This window comes from Mesorhizobium sp. B3-1-7 (assembly GCF_006439385.1).
In the GTDB taxonomy this organism is placed as follows: domain Bacteria; phylum Pseudomonadota; class Alphaproteobacteria; order Rhizobiales; family Rhizobiaceae; genus Mesorhizobium.
The window spans coordinates 134,525-150,273 of record NZ_VFTL01000013.1 but is presented as its reverse complement, the minus strand read 5'-3'; the positions used below and the strand labels follow the sequence as shown (position 1 = coordinate 150,273).

Here is a 15,749-nt window from a genome sequence, read left to right as displayed (position 1 = left end):
GTCATGGATGGCGACTCGCAGCGTTCGTGGCATAAGAACGCCCGCTTCGCTCTGAAGACCTGGACCGGCCAGGAAACCGAGCTCGGCACCTTGAAGACCTACACCGAGACCCGTTTCGAGTTCAGCGACGGCGCTTCGTCGGTCAATACCCACTTTGCTTGGGTTCAGCTCGGTGGTCTGCGCATCGGCGCTGACGAATCGGCTTTCGACACCTTCCAGGGTTATGCCGGCTCGGTTATCAACGATACGATCGTTCCCTACGGCGGCTTCGACACCAACCTGATCAGCTACACCTTTGATGCGGGCAACGGCTTCTCGGCCGTTGTCTCGTTCGAAGAGGGCAATTCCTACGGTGGCTATCACGACGCAAGCCCTCGTACCACTGACGGCGCCGGGACGTTCCCGGGCAGCGAGCTCATCGACAGCTACGTGCCGCATATCGTCGGTGGCTTGAAGTACACGCAGGGCTGGGGCGGCATCAGCGGTGTCGTCGCTTACAACAGCAACTGGGAAGAGTGGGCCGGCAAGGTTCGCTTGGACGTGAACGTCAACGACGCCTTCTCGCTGTTCGTCATCGGCGGCTACGGCACCGACGACAACGCTCCGCGCAACTTCTACAAGCCGTGGGGCGGTAACTGGGCTGTGTGGGGCGGTGGCACCTACAAGTTCAACGAGAAGACCTCGTTCAACCTCCAGGTTTCGTATGACGAAGCCAAGGAATTCGGTCTCGCGGCGAACGTTGCCTACACGATCGTTCCCGGCTTCTCGGTCATCACCGAACTCGACTGGGCTCACAACGACCACGACAACAACGGTTACAACTGGACGAACCTCGCTCCCGGCAAGAAGAACGCTCTCGGCGGCTTCGTCCGCTTCCAGCGCGACTTCTAAGGGCTGGAACCCTACAGGTGAAATCCGGCCCGGGCGCTTCCTCGCCCGGGCCGTTTTTGTTTTCCGCGGTTGCGGCAATTCAAACGAAAGGATGGGGGTGAAACGGTAAGCTGATCGGGTCTGTTGATCGATCTTGTGGGTTCCGCGCTGGCGGATGAGATCGTCGATGAGATTCGAAAACTCTTGAAAGGACACTCTCAAGCGGTTAGGGCTGGTCCCTTAACCACAGGGGGTGTGGCTAAAATGTCGAACGAAGCGGTTCAAGAGGGTGAGCCCTCTGGTCATTTTGCGGTATTTTCTTCTCAGAATTCGAACTTTCGATACACCTACAACAAGATCCGAGAAGTAAAGTCGTATAGGATCGGAGAGCTTTTTACAGCTTATCGAGATATACTCTGGGATGATGGGCGGCATAAATACAATGTCAGCTCTTTCATCGGTGAAATAGACGAGATCCTTCTGGGAGAGCGTTTCAGCACCTTCGACCAGAACACCCTGGACAATCTTATCGGTACATTGCGCCAGCGCGGCAACAGCAACGCAACCATCAATCGCAAGATGGCTGCCCTCAGCAAATTGCTGCGTAAGGCGCATAAGATGGGAGATATCCACAGCCTGCCCGAGTTCCGCCGCCAGAAGGAGCGGGCGGGACGGATTCGTTTCCTCGAAAGGGACGAAGAAGCAAGGCTGTTCGCGGCGATCAGGAGCCGCAGCGAGGATGCCTACAGGCTTTCCGTCTTCCTGGTCGATACCGGCTGCCGCCTCGGCGAGGCGCTCGGCCTGATCTGGAACGACATCCAGGAACACCGGGTCTCCTTCTGGATCACCAAGTCCGGCCGCAGCCGAACCATTCCGATGACCGAGCGCGTCAAGGACGTCATCAAGCTGCCGCCGAACACGGAAGGACGCCGGCCGAAAGGCCCGTTCACCAAGCTGACACAGGCGCAGTACCGCGCGATCTGGAACGAGGCGAAGACGGAAGTCGGTCTCGGTGCCGACGAACAGGTGGTGCCGCACATCCTGCGTCACACTTGCGCTTCACGTCTCGTCCAGGGCGGTATCGACATAAGGCGCGTCCAGATGTGGCTGGGCCATCAGACTTTGTCGATGACCATGCGTTACGCGCATCTGGCCACCAACGATCTCGATGGCTGTGTCGTCGTTCTCGAGAAGCCGCGCGGCGACGAAGCGTCGTCCCGCTCGGCCGAAGCCTCCGTCTTCGCTTCGCCCCTCACGACGCCGACCTCTGCCCCGCCGTCTCGGAAAGCGAAACGGCAGGAACCGGCTAAGGCGACCCGCAAGCGCTCGAAAGGCGAGTAGACCGAGCGGATCGCTCCCGCCGGCATGCGCAAATCTATATTTGGATGGTAAGCCCGGGACTGACATAGTCTCGGGCTTTATTTCATTTCTACTCGATATTCGATCCGATAGAGGAATGCGGCAATCTTTCCAGGCAAGTCACCGGTTTCGAGGAAGGGCGCGTGGCCCTGGCCTTCGACGGTGATCTGTTCCATGCCGGGGTGCCGCTCCTGCATCGCTTGAAGCGTCGCCGTGGAAAGCAGTTTCGAGTTTGCGCCGCGAATGGCGAGCAGTGGAATGGCGGCGAGCGCGTCGAACTGCGGCCACAGATCCGGCAACGGCTTGCTGAAATCGATGCCGGCCAGCGTGTCGACCAGGGCCGGATCGAAATCCGGCACCCAGCCGGCATCCGTTTCGCGGCAGATCGCCCGGACCATCCGCGCCCAGTCGGCGTCGGTGAGCGCCGGGAAATCGGCGCCGTGCACGCGCCGCTGGGCCGCGACCGCCTCGGCGAAGGTCTTCGGTTTCGGCGCACGGTCGAGATAGGAGCGGATATGGGCGAGGCCTTCCGCCTCGATCACCGGGCCGATGTCGTTCAGGACGACGGCCCTTAGTACGGCCGGCTTCAACGCGCCGAGCACATGGATGATCAGGCCGCCACGCGACGTGCCGACGAAGGCGGCCTGTTCGATGCCGAGCGCAGACAGCCCGGCAAGCACGTCGCCGGCTTCGACCCCGACATTATAGTGGCCGATATCGGGATCGTGGCCGGATTGCCCGCGGCCGCGGTAGTCGAAGGCAATGACTTTCCGGGGGCTCTCCGTTTTCCTGGAAAGATGGATCGCGAGTTCATGAAAGTCGCGCGCATTGCGGGTGAGGCCGGGCAGGCAGACTACCGGGCAGCCCTTGGCATTCGGTTCGCCATAGATCCGCGCATGAAGCTTTAGGCCGTCGGGCGCGGGATAAAAGAAGTCGGAGAAACCTTCGTCGCTCGCCATCGCAATGCCGCTCCTCGCTGGGTGATCGACAGCTACAGGCGAGGGCAGGGATCGTCAAATAGGGAGTTCTTCCCTTCTCCCCTTGCGGGCCCTTTGCGGGAGAAGGTGGATCGGCGCGTCAGCGCCGAGACGGATGAGGGTGTTCCAGCGGAGTGAGACGTCGGCGTTTCCTGGAACGCAACAGGCCCACAAGGGGAGAAGGAAAGACTTCAGCTGCGCCCGTTCACGAGGTCGCCCACGATGTCGTATTTCCCTGAAATACGCATCTTATAAACCTCATAATTCTCCATCACGCGCTGCACGTAACTTCTTGTTTCCGTGTAGGGAATCCGCTCGATCCAGTCGACGACCGCATCGATGCCCTTGCCGCGCGGATCGCCGTATTTCACCGCCCATTGGGCGGCGCGGTTCGGGCCGGCATTGTAGCCGGCGAAGGTGAGCACATAGGAGCCGCCGAAGCGGTCGAGCTGTTCGCCGAGGAAGGCCGAGCCCAGCGTCGCGTTGTAGCCGGCATCGGTCGTCAGCCGCGCCTGCGAAAAGGTCATGCCGGCCTTCTTCGCCAACTGCTTGGCGGTGCCCGGCATCAGCTGCAGCAGGCCGCGCGCGCCGGCGCTGGAAACGGCGCCGATATTGAACTCGCTTTCCTGGCGGGCGATGGCGTAGGCGAGCGCCTTGCCGGACCCCGAAATGTTGGCCGAATCGGGAATGACACCCAGCGGATGCGACAGCGCGCCGACATCGATGCCGCGCTGGGCGGCGATCTTGCCGACCTTCAGCGCCATGAAATGGTTGCCCTGCTTTTCGGCCAGCACCGCAAGCAGCGCCAGTTCGCCCGGACTGGTCAGCTGCCCGGCAAGGTCGCGGTAGAGCGTCTCGGCGTAGCGGTCGTAGCCTGCTTCCTGCAGCCGCTTGATCGCGCCGACTGCTTCTCGGTTGTCAAAGCTCTGTCGGTCGGCGGCACTCGGTTTCGGATAGACGATGTTGAGCGTTCTCAAGCCCACGCGCTCGCCCGCGAGCTGGCCGTAGAAGGTCGTGCCGTAGCCGGCCGCACGCGTGAAATAATCCTTGGCGTTGCCTGGGCCGCCGACTTCCGCCGCGCGGCCGAGCCAGTAATAGGCGCGCGACAGCGACACCGGTCCCTGGGCGAATTCGGTGATGCGCGTGAAATGCCCGGCGGCGGTCGCCGGGTCGTTGAGGCCGCGCAATGCATACCAGCCGGCATGGAATTCGGCTTCGGCGGCGTTCAGCGGGCTCTCGGCGGCGTGCATGGAGACGATCTTGTAGGCGGTCTTCATGTCGCCCTGGTCGACCAGCTCACGCGCCAGCACGCGGCGTTCGACCCACCAGGCATCGGGGTCGACCAGCGAATCGCGATCGGTCGGCGCCTTCATCACGACAGCAGCGGCATCGGCGAATTTCTGCTGCTTGCGCAGATATTCCGCCTCGGCGAAGAAATAGCCGGCGGAGCGCTGCGCCGCGGGCACCGCCTTCAACAGCTTGGCGGCGTTCTTGTCGCCCTTGTCGGCAGCCGCCCAGGCATCCGCCAGGGGCTGTGCGCCGGCGAGGCCAGCGACCCTCAGCGCCGAGGACGGCCGGTCGGCATAGAACATGCGCTCCATGCGGTAGCGATGGTCGGCCGCCGGGATCAGCGCGCCGAACTCCTTGATGACGGTCGCCTCGTCCTTTGCTTCCAGCTTCTCGCTGCGCCAGAACGGCACCAGCACCGCGCGCGCCGCGGCCTGGTTGCCCAGCGCCATCTGCGAGCGGGCAAGAATGATCACACCCTCGGGCGTCAGCGGCTGGCTGCGGCCGAAGGCCTGCACCACCACTTGCGGCGGCGGGTTCTCGCGATAGAGCGCGCGCTCGCTGTTCTTGCGCAACGCGATCGTGCCGGGCCATCCCGGCAGCATCTTGGCCGCGTCGGCGATCTCGCCGCTCGGCACCTGGTCGCCGCCGTAAAGCGCGATCGCCCAGGCAAGGATGTGCCGGTCGAGCGAGGTGGCGGGCAGCGTGTCGCGCGCATTGCGCGCGCCGGCGATGTTGTTGGCGGCGAGCGCGTCGAGCCCGCTCTTCAGTTGCGCTATGTCGGGGGTGGTCGACATCTGGCCCGGCGCCTGCGGCGCATCGGGCGCCGGAATCGAGGCCGTCGCGCGCACATCGACGCTGCCGCCGATCGCCACGGTGGGCATCAGCGCGACGATCGCGCCCAAAAGCGCGAAAAGATGGGGCCGCCTCGTCGGCATTTTACGATCCTAGCACATCGTCAGCAGGCGCGGGCAATTGAGAACCCGGTGCGAAGCCTAAACTTAGGTCGTGAAGGGCTCGTAAACAAAAGGTTATCGAGGCCGTTCGAATTGCGCTTGCTGGTGTCCCGATTCTGAAATTCGCATGACCTTGATATCGGGCGCGGCGCGAATTTCAGAATCGCAGGAACACCAGCCAACTGTCGAATCCAGTGTCGTTTTGGTTTTCGATGTTCGCCCCGAGCCTGATATCAACGTCTGGCGAACATCGAAAACCACGACACTGGCACTACGCCGATGCTTGCCGCTGAACCATGTCGAGACTATGGTGCGCGGCTTCGCTTTCGGGTAGAAGGCGCGCAACCAACCGATCTAATGAACACCGATGCATGTCGCTCAAAGTGGGAACCGGTTTTGGGACGACGACATGCATAAACCGACAAAGTTCCAAGGAGTTTGGACGACATGCTGAGAGGCTCGCTGACTGCGCTCGTGACACCGTTCGAAAAGAGCGGGCGCTTCGACGAGAAAGCCTTTCGCTCGTTTGTCGAATGGCAGATCGCCGAAGGCACCAAGGGTCTCGTTCCGGTCGGCACCACCGGCGAGTCGCCGACGCTGTCGCATGAGGAGCACCGTCAGGTCGTCAAGGTCTGCATCGAGGTGGCCAAGGGCAGGGTGCCCGTCGTGGCCGGCGCGGGCTCCAACAACACCGAGGAAGCGGTCGGGCTGGTGCAATACGCCGAAAAGGCCGGCGCCGATGCCGCCCTTGTCGTCACGCCCTACTACAACAAGCCCACGCAGCGCGGACTCTATGAGCATTTCGCCGCTGTCGCCAAGGCGACCAGGCTGCCGATCATCATCTACAACATCCCACCGCGTTCGGTGATCGATATGACGCCGGAGACGATGGGCAGGCTGCGCCACGACTTCAAGAACATCGCCGGCGTCAAGGACGCGACCGGCAAGGTCGAGCGCGTCTCCTATCAGCGCATGCACTGCGGCAAGGATTTCATCCAGCTCTCCGGCGAGGATGCATCCGCGCTCGGCTTCAATGCCCATGGCGGTGTCGGCTGCATTTCGGTCACCTCGAATGTCGCGCCACGGCTCTGCGCCGAATTCCAGGAAGCGACACTCTCCGGCGACAGCGCCAAGGCGCTCGACCTGCAGGATCGGCTACTGCCGCTCCACGAGGCGATCTTCATGGAGCCCGGCGTTTCCGGGTCGAAATACGCGCTCTCGAAGTTGGGCAGGATCGAGAACGTGGTGCGCTCGCCGCTGGTGACGGTCGAGGTTTCGACCGCGCAAAAGATCGACGCGGCGCTCAAGCACGCCGGCTTGATTAATTAGGGATGAGGCGCCACCTCTCCGCATTATGAATCAAGTCAAGAAAGCCGACCCCAACAACAGGACGGTCGCCGAAAACCGCAAGGCGCGCTTTTCCTATGAGGTGCTCGATACGATCGAGACCGGCTTGGTGCTGACCGGCACCGAGGTTAAGTCGCTGCGCCAGGGCCAGGCCAACATCCAGGAGAGCTATGCCTCGGCCGAAGGCGGCGAGATCTGGCTGATCAACTCCTATCTGCCGGAATATCTGCAGGCCAACCGCTTCAACCACGAGCCGCGCCGCCGCCGCAAACTGCTGGTCTCGAAGCGCGAGATGGCCAAGCTCTCGCAAAGCGTCGAGCGCGAAGGCATGACGCTGGTGCCGCTGAAAATCTATTTCAACGACCGCGGCCGTGCCAAGCTGCTGCTGGCGGTCGCCCGGGGCAAGAAATTGCACGACAAGCGCGAGACCGAAAAGCAGCGCGACTGGTCGCGCGAAAAGGGCCGGCTGCTGAAAGAACGCGGCTAAAGCAATTCCAGGAAAAGTGCGTAGCGGTTTTCCGTTCGGAATTGCGTCAAAACAAAAGAGCTTTCGCCGCCGGCAGAAACAGGCCGCCTGAAAAAAGCCACCGGCCGGCTCTCTGGTCCGGCGCAATTCTCACCTTCCGACGGGGACGGGTCTTGGGGAAGCGGATTGTTTTCTGGGGCCTTGCCGGCGTGGTTGTCGCCTGCGCCGTCGTGGCAGGCGCCTATTTGTGGTTCCGTGGCTTTTCGCCGGACCGCGCGGAGTTCCCGATCCGAGGCGTCGACGTCTCCCACCATCAGGGCAAGATCGACTGGCAACGCGTCGCGGCAGACGATGTTGCCTTCGCGATCATCAAGGCAACCGAAGGCGGCACCCATGTCGATACCCAATTCGCAACCAACCTGCGCGAGGCCCGCGCGGCCGGCCTGGCGGTCGGCGCCTATCATTTCTTCACCTTCTGCCGCCCCGGCGCCGACCAGGCGAGGAACTTCATTGCGGTGGTGCCGCGCGGCGAGCCGCTTCTACCGCCGGTGGTCGACATCGAGTTCGGCGGCAACTGCCCGCAGCGTCCGTCTCCCGAACAGTTGAACGCCGAACTCGCCGCCTTCCTCGGTCCGGTCGAGACGGCGTTCGGCAAGCAGGCGATTTTCTATCTAACCGACGAGGCGGCCGACACCTATTCCGGCAGCATCATGACCCGCCAGCGCTGGCTGCGTTCGCTGGCGATGAGGCCGCGCGGGAACGACTGGATCTACTGGCAGTATCACAACATGGGCCGCGTCGACGGCATCGAAGGCGATGTCGATCTCAACGTTTTGAAGGGCAGCCGCGGGACGATGGCGGAGTTGTTTGCGCCGACGCCGTGAGTGCCCGGCGGCGCCTCGAATCTGTTTCTGCGGCGTTTTTCGTATATCGCTGAAAAGTCTCATGATCCGCGTGACGCCGGTACATTCAGGCTTGCGCCGGCACTGGGTCTTCCGGTCGCCGAGAAGGCCATTCCCGCTGCCATGATCGCGATGGCTGCGAGCTGGATGGCCATCGGCGTTTCGCCGAGTACCGCCATGCCGACAATCACCGTCGCGATCGGTATGCCGGGCAGGAACAGGGACGCCGCCTGCGGCCCCATTTGCCGGACGATGTAGGTGTAGAGGAACATGGCCGCCGCGCCTGCCAGAATCCCTTGGATCACGATCTGGCTTACGATCTCCGTAGCCGACGCGGCGTGGATATGGCTTGGCGCCAAGAGATAGAGAACCGGCAACGGCAGGCACGACAGGAGCACCACCGCGGCCGTCGCCGTGACCGGATCGGCACGCCATAGCCTCACGAGAACGGCATAAGTCGAAAACATGAGGCCCGATCCGATGAACAGCACGTCGCCGATCAGGGCGCCGCCGGTGCCGCCACGCGCCGCGGCGATGAACAGCAACAGCCCGGCGATGATCGCGCCGACGCCGATTGTCCGTCGTTGCGAACCGCCGTCGTCGAAGAAGACGCGCGACAGCAGGGACGAAAAGAAGACGATAGAGGCGGGGCAGAGCGCGGCCGCGTGGGCGGCAGGCGCATAGGTCAGGCCCCAATTGATGATCAGCGGATAAGGCAAACCTGCCAGTGCCGCCAACGCCAGAGCCCGTCGCCAGCCCAGCGCCCTCATGGGGGCGAAGCCGCTGCGCCAGACGATCGGCAGAAAGACCACCCCCGCGCCGCCAAAGCGCAAAACGGCCAAATCTGTCGCCGTCAGGTGTTCTCGGAGGCTGAAGCGAGCGGCGACGAATTGGATAGCGTAGATGCCGATCATGGTGAGGCCGGCGATAATCGCCAGTCTCGCGTTCCCTGCGTCATCTGCGTCTGCCACGACTTGCCACCCATAGGTCGTCGGAGGTGAAGACTGTCTCCACCGTTGCGGCGAAAGCGCAGACTATTGTTCAGGTCTCTGTGTTGAAATACGCTGTTTTTCCAAAATGATAGCGGAATTCACATCAAAAAGGCAGTTTTAAAGTGAATCAAGAAGCAAGCGATCTCGACGGCGTCGACCGCAATCTCCTTCGGCTGCTGCAGGAGGATGGGCGTCGCACCACGCTTGATCTGGCGGCGCGTGTCGGCCTGTCGCCGACCGGCACGAGCCAGCGGGTGAAGCGGCTGTTTCGGGAAGGCTACATCATCGCGGTCAGGGCCGTGCTCGATCCCGCCAAGATCGGCCGTGGCACACTCGTCTTCATCGAGGTACGCCTCGATCACACGGCGCCTCATATCTTCGAACGTTTCGCCGAAGCGGTGATCAAGGCGCCTGAGGTGCTGGAATGCCATATGGTCGTGGGCGGCTTCGACTATCTGGTAAAGGCGCGTATCTCGGAAATGGCCGCCTATCAGGATTTTCTGACCCGGGTCATCCTACCGTTGCCCGGAGTGAAGGAGACGCACACCTACGCCTCGATCGGCGCGGTGAAGCCGGATGCGCTGCTGCCCGTATGAACGGGCGCGGGATTACTCCAGGGCGCCTGAATCTAGGTCTTCAGGAACGCCGCAATCTCCTTGAACACATTGACGAACATCTCCTGTGTCAGCACGCCCGTATTGGTGTTGTAGCGCGAGCAGTGATAGCTGGAAAACAACGCGATGCCGCCGGCCTGCTGCCGGCCGCCATGGCGGAACGGAATGGCCGCCACGCGCTCGCCCAATGCCCGTACCGTCGACTGATGCGCGATCGAGCCCAGCGTCAGTATGGCGCTGAGATTGGGAAAGCGCGCGATGGTCGGCTTCAGAAAGATCCGGCAGGTGGCGATCTCGGCGCCAACCGGCTTGTTCTCCGGCGGCACGCAGCGCACCGCATTGGTGATCGCCGTGCCGACAAGCTGGAGCCCATCATCCGGCCGCGCCTTGAATTCGCCGCGCGCCAGGCCATGGGCGATCATCGTGCCGTAGAGCAGGTCGCCGGCATAGTCGCCGGTGAAGGGGCGTCCCGTGCGGTTGGCGCCGCGCAGGCCGGGCGCCAGCCCGACGATCAGCAGGCGGACTGAATCTTCGCCTTCCGGCGGCAGGAATGTCGGCACGGGCGCGTTGAACCAGCTGGGCTCGCGCTCGCGCCAGGCCGCAATGAAATCATGCAGCCGCCGGCAAAGCGGGCAGTCACGGCCGGGTTCGGGGGAGGGCGCGGCGCTCAACGCCGCCGCCCATCAATAATCGTCCTCGTCGACCTCGGCGGGTTCCGGCCGGCGCGCGGGCCGCTCGGACGGGTCGCGGCCGACTTCGCTCTTCAGCGACATCAGGTCGATGAAATGATCGGCCTGGCGGCGCAGGTCGTCGGAGATCATCGGCGGCTGCGAAGCCATGGTCGAGATGATCGACACCTTGCGGCCGCGCCGCTGCAGCGCTTCGACCAGCGTGCGGAAGTCGCCGTCGCCGGAGAAGATCACATAATGATCGACGACATCGGCGAGCTCCAGCGCATCGACGGTCAGCTCGATGTCCATGTTGCCCTTGATCTTGCGGCGGCCGGTCGAGTCGGTGAATTCCTTGGCGGGCTTCGTCACCACCTTGAAGCCGTTATAGTCGAGCCAGTCGATCAGCGGCCGGATCGATGAATATTCCTGATCCTCGACCAGCGCGGTGTAATAGTAGGCGCGCAGCAGGTAGCCGCGCTTCTGGAAGCTCGACAGCAGCTTGCGGTAGTCGATGTCGAAGCCCAGCGCCCGGGACGTGGCATAGAGATTGGCGCCGTCGATGAAAAGAGCGATCTTTTCACGGGGATCGAACATTGAAAAACATTCCTTTCGAAAATTTCTGTCGTCTAAAAGCGTTTGACGAATAGGTCCGACAATGGGCCTCGGTGCCGTCACAACCGAGATAACGCGCAATTTGTGGATATCCAAGGGCGGGCCCCTGCATTGCAAGCAATTGTGATCGCCACTATATGGGGGCAGCTTCATGGCGTAGCGCGGTGATGAGCCAGGCAACGGCCCGCAAAGCTGACGTCGACGCCATGAAGCTTGTATTTCGGCCGCGCCCGCGTTATGGAGCGCGCCAGCTTTCCATCAAATCCATCGCATGAAAGGGGCAGTCCATGGCCCGCGTAACCGTTGAAGATTGCATCGACAAGGTCGACAACCGTTTTGAACTCGTGCTGCTCGCCGGCCACCGCGCCCGCCAGATCAGCCAGGGCGCGCAGATCACCGTTCCGCGCGACAATGACAAGAACCCTGTCATCGCGCTGCGCGAGATCGCCGACGAGACGCTGTCGCCCGACGACCTCAAGGAGGACCTGATCCACTCGCTGCAGAAGCATGTCGAGGTCGACGAGCCGGAAGCCGAGGGCGAGGCGATCACCGACGAGACCGGCGCGACCGTTGCTGCTGCCGACACCGACGACGCCGAGGAGAACGTTACGTTCGACCGCATGAGCGAGGAAGATCTGCTCGCCGGCATCGAAGGTCTGGTGCCGCCCGAAAAGAGCGACGACTACTAAGAGCTTTTGTCCGGGTTGGATCAACCATCCAGGACTTCCGTATCTTAGGTTTCGTGGCTATCTATGAGGTGCGTCGCACGCCAGTGCGGCGCATCAATCATTTCAGCACCGCGAGATCCCGCCCATGATGCGTCAGTATGAGCTTGTCGAGCGCGTCCAGCGCTACAAGCCTGACGTCAACGAGGCGCTGCTCAACAAGGCTTATGTCTATGCCATGCAGAAGCATGGCCACCAGAAACGCGCCTCCGGCGATCCCTATTTCTCGCATCCGCTCGAAGTCGCCGCCATCCTCACCGACATGCATATGGACGAGGCGACGATCGCCGTTGCCTTGCTGCACGACACGATCGAGGACACGACGGCGACAAGAGCCGAGATCGACGAGCTGTTCGGTCCGGAAATGGGCAAGCTGGTCGAAGGCCTCACCAAGCTGAAGAAGCTCGACCTGGTCTCGAAGAAGGCCGAGCAGGCGGAGAATTTGCGCAAGCTCCTGCTCGCGATCTCCGAGGATATTCGCGTTCTTCTGGTCAAGCTCGCCGACCGCCTGCACAACATGCGCACGCTCGACCATATGCCCGAGTCCAAGCGCCTGCGCATCGCCGAGGAGACGATGGACATCTATGCGCCCTTGGCCGGGCGCATGGGCATGCAGGGCATGCGCGAGGAACTGGAAGAAATCGCCTTCCGCTACATCAATCCGGAGGCCTATCGCGCCGTCACCGCAAGGCTTGCCGAGATTTTCGAGCGCAACAAGGGCGTCCTGCAGGAGATCGAGACGGCGCTATCGGGCCTGTTCGAGAAGCACGCCATCAAGGCGAGCGTGAAGAGCCGGCAGAAGAAGCCATGGTCGGTGTTCCGCAAGATGGAGGCCAAGGCACTTTCCTTCGAGCAGCTCTCCGACATTTTCGGTTTCCGCGTCGTGGTTGATTCCGTCGATGACTGCTACCGCGCGCTTGGCGCCATCCACACCACCTGGTCGATGGTGCCCGGCCGCTTCAAGGACTACATCTCGACGCCGAAGCAGAACGACTACCGTTCCATCCACACCACCATCGTCGGCCCGTCGCGCCAGCGCGTCGAATTGCAGATCCGCACCAAGGAGATGAACAAGATCGCCGAATATGGCGTTGCCGCGCATTCGATCTACAAGGACAGCGGCGGCAAGACGAACGGCGCCGGCCACGCGATCTCCAGGGAGACCAACGCCTATGCCTGGCTGCGGCGCACCATCGAGCAACTGGCCGAAGGCGACAATCCCGAGGATTTCCTCGAAAACACCAAGCTGGAACTATTCCAGGACCAGGTGTTCTGCTTCACGCCCAAGGGCATGCTGATCGCGCTGCCGCGCGGCGCCACCCCGATCGACTTCGCCTACGCCGTCCACACCGATGTCGGCGACACCTGCGTCGGCGCCAAGGTCAATGGCCGTATCATGCCCTTGATGACGGAGCTCAAGAACGGCGACGAGGTCGAGATCATCCGCTCCAAGGCGCAGGTGCCGCCCGCCGCCTGGGAATCGGTCGTGGTCACCGGCAAGGCACGGGCCGCCATCCGCCGCGCCACCAAGAATGCGATACGCAAGCAATATTCCGGCCTCGGCGCCCGCATCCTCGAGCGCGCCTTCGAGCGCGCCGGCAAGACCTTCACCAAGGAGAGCCTGAAGCCGGTTCTGCACCGGCTGGCGCGCAAGGACATCGAGGACGTGCTGGCCTCGGTCGGCCGCGGCGAGCTGAGCTCCACCGATGTCATGAAAGCGGTCTTCCCCGACTATAAGGACGAGCGCGTCACCGTCGCGCCGCCCAAGCAGCGCGAGGAAGGCTGGTCGAAGATCCGCAACGCCGCCGGCATGCTGTTCCAGATGCCCGGCACCCGCGCCGCGAAGAAGGACAAGGACCAGCCGCGCGATGGCGCGGTGCCGATCCGTGGCGTGCGCGGCGACCTGCCGGTGTGCTTCGCCCCGGAAGGGGCGGTGCCCGGCGACCGCATCGTCGGCATCATCCAGCCCGGAACCGGCATTACCATCTATCCGATCCAGTCGCCGGCGCTTCAGGCCTTCGACGACCAGCCCGAGCGCTGGATCGACGTGCGCTGGGACATCGACGAACGCACCAAGGAACGTTTCCCGGCGCGCATCTCGGTCACTGCCATCAATGCGCCGGGTTCGCTGGCCGACATCGCCCAGGTGGTGGCGTCCAACGACGCCAACATCCACACGCTGTCGATGATACGCACGGCGCCCGATTTCACCGAGATGCTGATCGATCTCGAGGTCTGGGACCTCAAGCATCTCAACCGGCTGCTGTCGCAGCTGAAGGACAATTCGAGCGTCAGCGATGCGCGGCGTGTTAACGGCTAAATGACTGGACCCTGACCGCGAAAAGTGGAACGGGTCAGGGATTGAATAGGGGATAAAAATGAACACCGACGAAGTGCTGGGCATTTTCCGTGAGGCCGGCGCCGTTCTCGAAGGTCATTTCATCCTGACGTCCGGCCTGCGCAGTCCGGTCTTCCTGCAGAAGGCGCGGGTCTTCATGCATGCCGACAAGACCGAGCGCCTGTGCAAGGCGCTGGCCGAGAAAATCCGGAAAGCGGTGCCGGGCAGGATCGACTATGTCGTCGGCCCGGCGATCGGCGGCCTGATCCCGGCCTATGAGACCTCGCGTCATCTCGGCGCGCCGGCGATCTGGGTCGAGCGGGAAGGGGGCGAATTCAGGCTCCGCCGCTTCGAGATTGCCGAAGGCTCGCGCGTCGTCATCGTCGAGGACATCGTCACCACGGGCCTGTCGATCCGCGAGACCATCGATTGCCTGCGCGAGATCGGCGCGGACGTGGTGGCGGCCGCCTGCATCATCGACCGCTCGGCCGGTAAAACCGATGTCGGCGTGCCGCTGATCGCGCTTGCCGAATATGAGGTGCCGGCCTATCCCGCCGACCGCCTGCCGCCGGAACTCGCCGCCATTCCCGCTGTTAAGCCGGGAAGCCGCAACATCTGACATCGCAATGTATGAAAACAAGCACTTGGGCGCATCGCTTGAATCTCTTTCGCAGCGATGCGCGCCGAGGCGGCAATGATCGCCGGCATCGACCATTTCGTGCTGACGGTCCGCTCGGTGAAAGCGAGCTGCGAGTTCTACGAGCGTGTGCTCGGCATGCGGCGCCTGGATGAATCGAACCGGCCGACCGCGCTTCTGTTCGGCGCGCAGAAGATCAACCTGCATGAGGTCGGCCGCACGTTCGAGCCGAAGGCCAAGACGCCGACGCCCGGTTCCGGCGATTTCTGCCTCGTGGCGGCGGTGCCGCTTGCCGAAGTCCAGGCCAGCCTCGAAGCCAATGGCGTGGCGATCGAAGTCGGCCCGGTCTTACGCACCGGCGCGCTCGGCCCGATGATGTCGGTCTATTTCCGCGATCCCGACGATAATCTGGTCGAGGTCAGCGAGTACCGGCTCGACTGAGATCGAGCCGCATGGCGCAGCGCTGGCCCAAAGCCATGCCGTGATCGGCCTCGTCGCTGAGCAGATCGGCCAGCCGTCTGTCGACTTCGGCGCCTTCCAGGATGCGAAATCCGCACCGCTGATAGAAGGGCGCATTCCAGCGGACGTCGCGAAACGTGGTCAGGGTCATCGCGGCCAGGCCGCGCTGCCTGGCGTCCCCAAGCGCCCGTTCAAGCAAAGCCCGGCCGATGCCCTGGCCCTGCCGGTCGAGGCGCACGTCCAACTCCCAGATATGCAGCGCATCGCCCTCGATCCCGGCGCTCAGGAAGCCGACCGGCCGATCCTTCTCGTCTGCGGCCACCCAGCATGCGCCACCGGCGATCAGCGCGCGGTGCCGCTCCGGGCTGACATTGTCTCCGTCGGCAAGCCACGCCAGTTCCGGAATGGCGCGGAACGCTTCCCCGGCCGATTGTTCGATAGGCGGCAATGCCTCGGCGTCCTCGGCCCGCGCCGGTCGAATGGTGATCATCGGCTCCGCATCCTGGTTCTTCTCCTCAGTTTCGCCAGAATGAAGCC

General features: G+C 62.9%; 16 protein-coding genes. 10 read left to right on the top strand and 6 right to left on the bottom strand.

What is annotated here, in order from left to right; translation table 11 throughout:
• The first annotated feature begins 3 nt into the window (after positions 1–3).
• Together FJ417_RS13400 and FJ417_RS13395 are read left to right on the top strand one after the other, a co-directional pair.
• Positions 4–891, top strand: a complete 888-nt coding sequence (locus FJ417_RS13400) for a porin (RefSeq protein ID WP_140783786.1) — start codon at positions 4–6, stop codon at positions 889–891.
• A gap of 243 nt (positions 892–1,134) precedes the next feature.
• Positions 1,135–2,211 (top strand): site-specific integrase, encoded by a 1,077-nt coding sequence (locus FJ417_RS13395; protein WP_140783785.1) that lies wholly within the window; start codon positions 1,135–1,137, stop codon positions 2,209–2,211.
• A gap of 77 nt (positions 2,212–2,288) precedes the next feature.
• Here the strand turns inward: FJ417_RS13395 and FJ417_RS13390 are convergent, their stop codons facing one another.
• Together FJ417_RS13390 and FJ417_RS13385 are read right to left on the bottom strand one after the other, a co-directional pair.
• Positions 2,289–3,188, bottom strand: coding sequence for an alpha/beta hydrolase (locus tag FJ417_RS13390; RefSeq protein ID WP_140783777.1), 900 nt, complete (start codon positions 3,186–3,188; stop codon positions 2,289–2,291).
• A gap of 209 nt (positions 3,189–3,397) precedes the next feature.
• Entirely contained in the window at positions 3,398–5,431 is a 2,034-nt protein-coding gene (locus FJ417_RS13385) for a lytic transglycosylase domain-containing protein (protein WP_140783776.1), read from the bottom strand.
• A gap of 465 nt (positions 5,432–5,896) precedes the next feature.
• Between FJ417_RS13385 and dapA the strand changes: the two genes are divergently transcribed.
• The 3 genes from dapA (at position 5,897) to FJ417_RS13370 (ending at position 8,146) form a co-directional block, all read left to right on the top strand.
• Complete coding sequence (gene dapA / locus FJ417_RS13380) at positions 5,897–6,778, top strand: 4-hydroxy-tetrahydrodipicolinate synthase (protein WP_140783775.1); 882 nt, start codon at positions 5,897–5,899, stop codon at positions 6,776–6,778.
• Between the two features lie 25 nt (positions 6,779–6,803).
• A complete protein-coding gene (gene smpB, locus FJ417_RS13375; RefSeq protein WP_127877696.1) occupies positions 6,804–7,283 on the top strand; it encodes an SsrA-binding protein SmpB in 480 nt (159 codons plus the stop codon).
• Between the two features lie 152 nt (positions 7,284–7,435).
• Positions 7,436–8,146 carry a GH25 family lysozyme gene (locus FJ417_RS13370; protein ID WP_140783774.1) on the top strand — a complete coding sequence of 237 codons (711 nt, stop codon included), beginning with the start codon at positions 7,436–7,438 and terminating at the stop codon, positions 8,144–8,146.
• Between the two features lie 59 nt (positions 8,147–8,205).
• Here the strand turns inward: FJ417_RS13370 and FJ417_RS13365 are convergent, their stop codons facing one another.
• Complete coding sequence (locus tag FJ417_RS13365) at positions 8,206–9,135, bottom strand: DMT family transporter (protein ID WP_140783773.1); 930 nt, start codon at positions 9,133–9,135, stop codon at positions 8,206–8,208.
• Positions 9,136–9,278: 143 nt separating this feature from the next.
• On the opposite strand from FJ417_RS13365, the gene FJ417_RS13360 reads away from it, so the two are divergent.
• Entirely contained in the window at positions 9,279–9,752 is a 474-nt protein-coding gene (locus FJ417_RS13360) for an Lrp/AsnC ligand binding domain-containing protein (protein WP_140783772.1), read from the top strand.
• A 32-nt stretch (positions 9,753–9,784) separates the two neighbouring features.
• On the opposite strand, the gene FJ417_RS13355 is transcribed toward FJ417_RS13360, so the two are convergent.
• Both FJ417_RS13355 and FJ417_RS13350 read right to left on the bottom strand, forming a co-directional pair.
• Positions 9,785–10,441, bottom strand: coding sequence for a uracil-DNA glycosylase (locus FJ417_RS13355; protein WP_140783771.1), 657 nt, complete (start codon positions 10,439–10,441; stop codon positions 9,785–9,787).
• 12 nt (positions 10,442–10,453) lie between these two features.
• The gene (locus FJ417_RS13350; protein WP_140644365.1) at positions 10,454–11,035 is read right to left on the bottom strand and encodes an NYN domain-containing protein; all 582 of its coding nucleotides are present in this window, start codon (positions 11,033–11,035) and stop codon (positions 10,454–10,456) included.
• A gap of 305 nt (positions 11,036–11,340) precedes the next feature.
• On the opposite strand from FJ417_RS13350, the gene rpoZ reads away from it, so the two are divergent.
• The 4 genes from rpoZ to FJ417_RS13330 all read left to right on the top strand — a co-directional run bounded on the left by rpoZ (position 11,341) and on the right by FJ417_RS13330 (position 15,194).
• Positions 11,341–11,742 (top strand): DNA-directed RNA polymerase subunit omega, encoded by a 402-nt coding sequence (gene rpoZ / locus FJ417_RS13345; RefSeq protein WP_140644367.1) that lies wholly within the window; start codon positions 11,341–11,343, stop codon positions 11,740–11,742.
• 124 nt (positions 11,743–11,866) lie between these two features.
• Complete coding sequence (locus FJ417_RS13340; protein ID WP_140783770.1) at positions 11,867–14,098, top strand: bifunctional (p)ppGpp synthetase/guanosine-3',5'-bis(diphosphate) 3'-pyrophosphohydrolase; 2,232 nt, start codon at positions 11,867–11,869, stop codon at positions 14,096–14,098.
• A 58-nt stretch (positions 14,099–14,156) separates the two neighbouring features.
• Positions 14,157–14,735 (top strand): orotate phosphoribosyltransferase, encoded by a 579-nt coding sequence (pyrE, locus tag FJ417_RS13335; RefSeq protein ID WP_140651649.1) that lies wholly within the window; start codon positions 14,157–14,159, stop codon positions 14,733–14,735.
• Between the two features lie 75 nt (positions 14,736–14,810).
• Positions 14,811–15,194, top strand: coding sequence for a VOC family protein (locus FJ417_RS13330; RefSeq protein WP_140783769.1), 384 nt, complete (start codon positions 14,811–14,813; stop codon positions 15,192–15,194).
• Here the strand turns inward: FJ417_RS13330 and FJ417_RS13325 are convergent.
• Entirely contained in the window at positions 15,172–15,702 is a 531-nt protein-coding gene (locus FJ417_RS13325; RefSeq protein WP_140783768.1) for a GNAT family N-acetyltransferase, read from the bottom strand. The two genes, FJ417_RS13330 and FJ417_RS13325, sit on opposite strands and share 23 nt — an antisense overlap.
• Between the last annotated feature and the right edge of the window lie 47 nt (positions 15,703–15,749).

Bases quoted from the DNA above. Each gene is read 5' to 3' on its own strand.
- FJ417_RS13400 (WP_140783786.1), top strand. From the start codon at position 4: ATGGATGGCGACTCGCAGCGTTCGTGGCATAAGAACGCCCGCTTCGCT.
- FJ417_RS13395 (WP_140783785.1), top strand. From the start codon at position 1,135: ATGTCGAACGAAGCGGTTCAAGAGGGTGAGCCCTCTGGTCATTTTGCG.
- FJ417_RS13390 (WP_140783777.1), bottom strand. From the start codon at position 3,188: ATGGCGAGCGACGAAGGTTTCTCCGACTTCTTTTATCCCGCGCCCGAC.
- FJ417_RS13385 (WP_140783776.1), bottom strand. From the start codon at position 5,431: ATGCCGACGAGGCGGCCCCATCTTTTCGCGCTTTTGGGCGCGATCGTC.
- dapA (WP_140783775.1), top strand. From the start codon at position 5,897: ATGCTGAGAGGCTCGCTGACTGCGCTCGTGACACCGTTCGAAAAGAGC.
- smpB (WP_127877696.1), top strand. From the start codon at position 6,804: ATGAATCAAGTCAAGAAAGCCGACCCCAACAACAGGACGGTCGCCGAA.
- FJ417_RS13350 (WP_140644365.1), bottom strand. From the start codon at position 11,035: ATGTTCGATCCCCGTGAAAAGATCGCTCTTTTCATCGACGGCGCCAAT.
- rpoZ (WP_140644367.1), top strand. From the start codon at position 11,341: ATGGCCCGCGTAACCGTTGAAGATTGCATCGACAAGGTCGACAACCGT.
- FJ417_RS13340 (WP_140783770.1), top strand. From the start codon at position 11,867: ATGATGCGTCAGTATGAGCTTGTCGAGCGCGTCCAGCGCTACAAGCCT.
- pyrE (WP_140651649.1), top strand. From the start codon at position 14,157: ATGAACACCGACGAAGTGCTGGGCATTTTCCGTGAGGCCGGCGCCGTT.
- FJ417_RS13330 (WP_140783769.1), top strand. From the start codon at position 14,811: ATGATCGCCGGCATCGACCATTTCGTGCTGACGGTCCGCTCGGTGAAA.
- FJ417_RS13325 (WP_140783768.1), bottom strand. From the start codon at position 15,702: ATGATCACCATTCGACCGGCGCGGGCCGAGGACGCCGAGGCATTGCCG.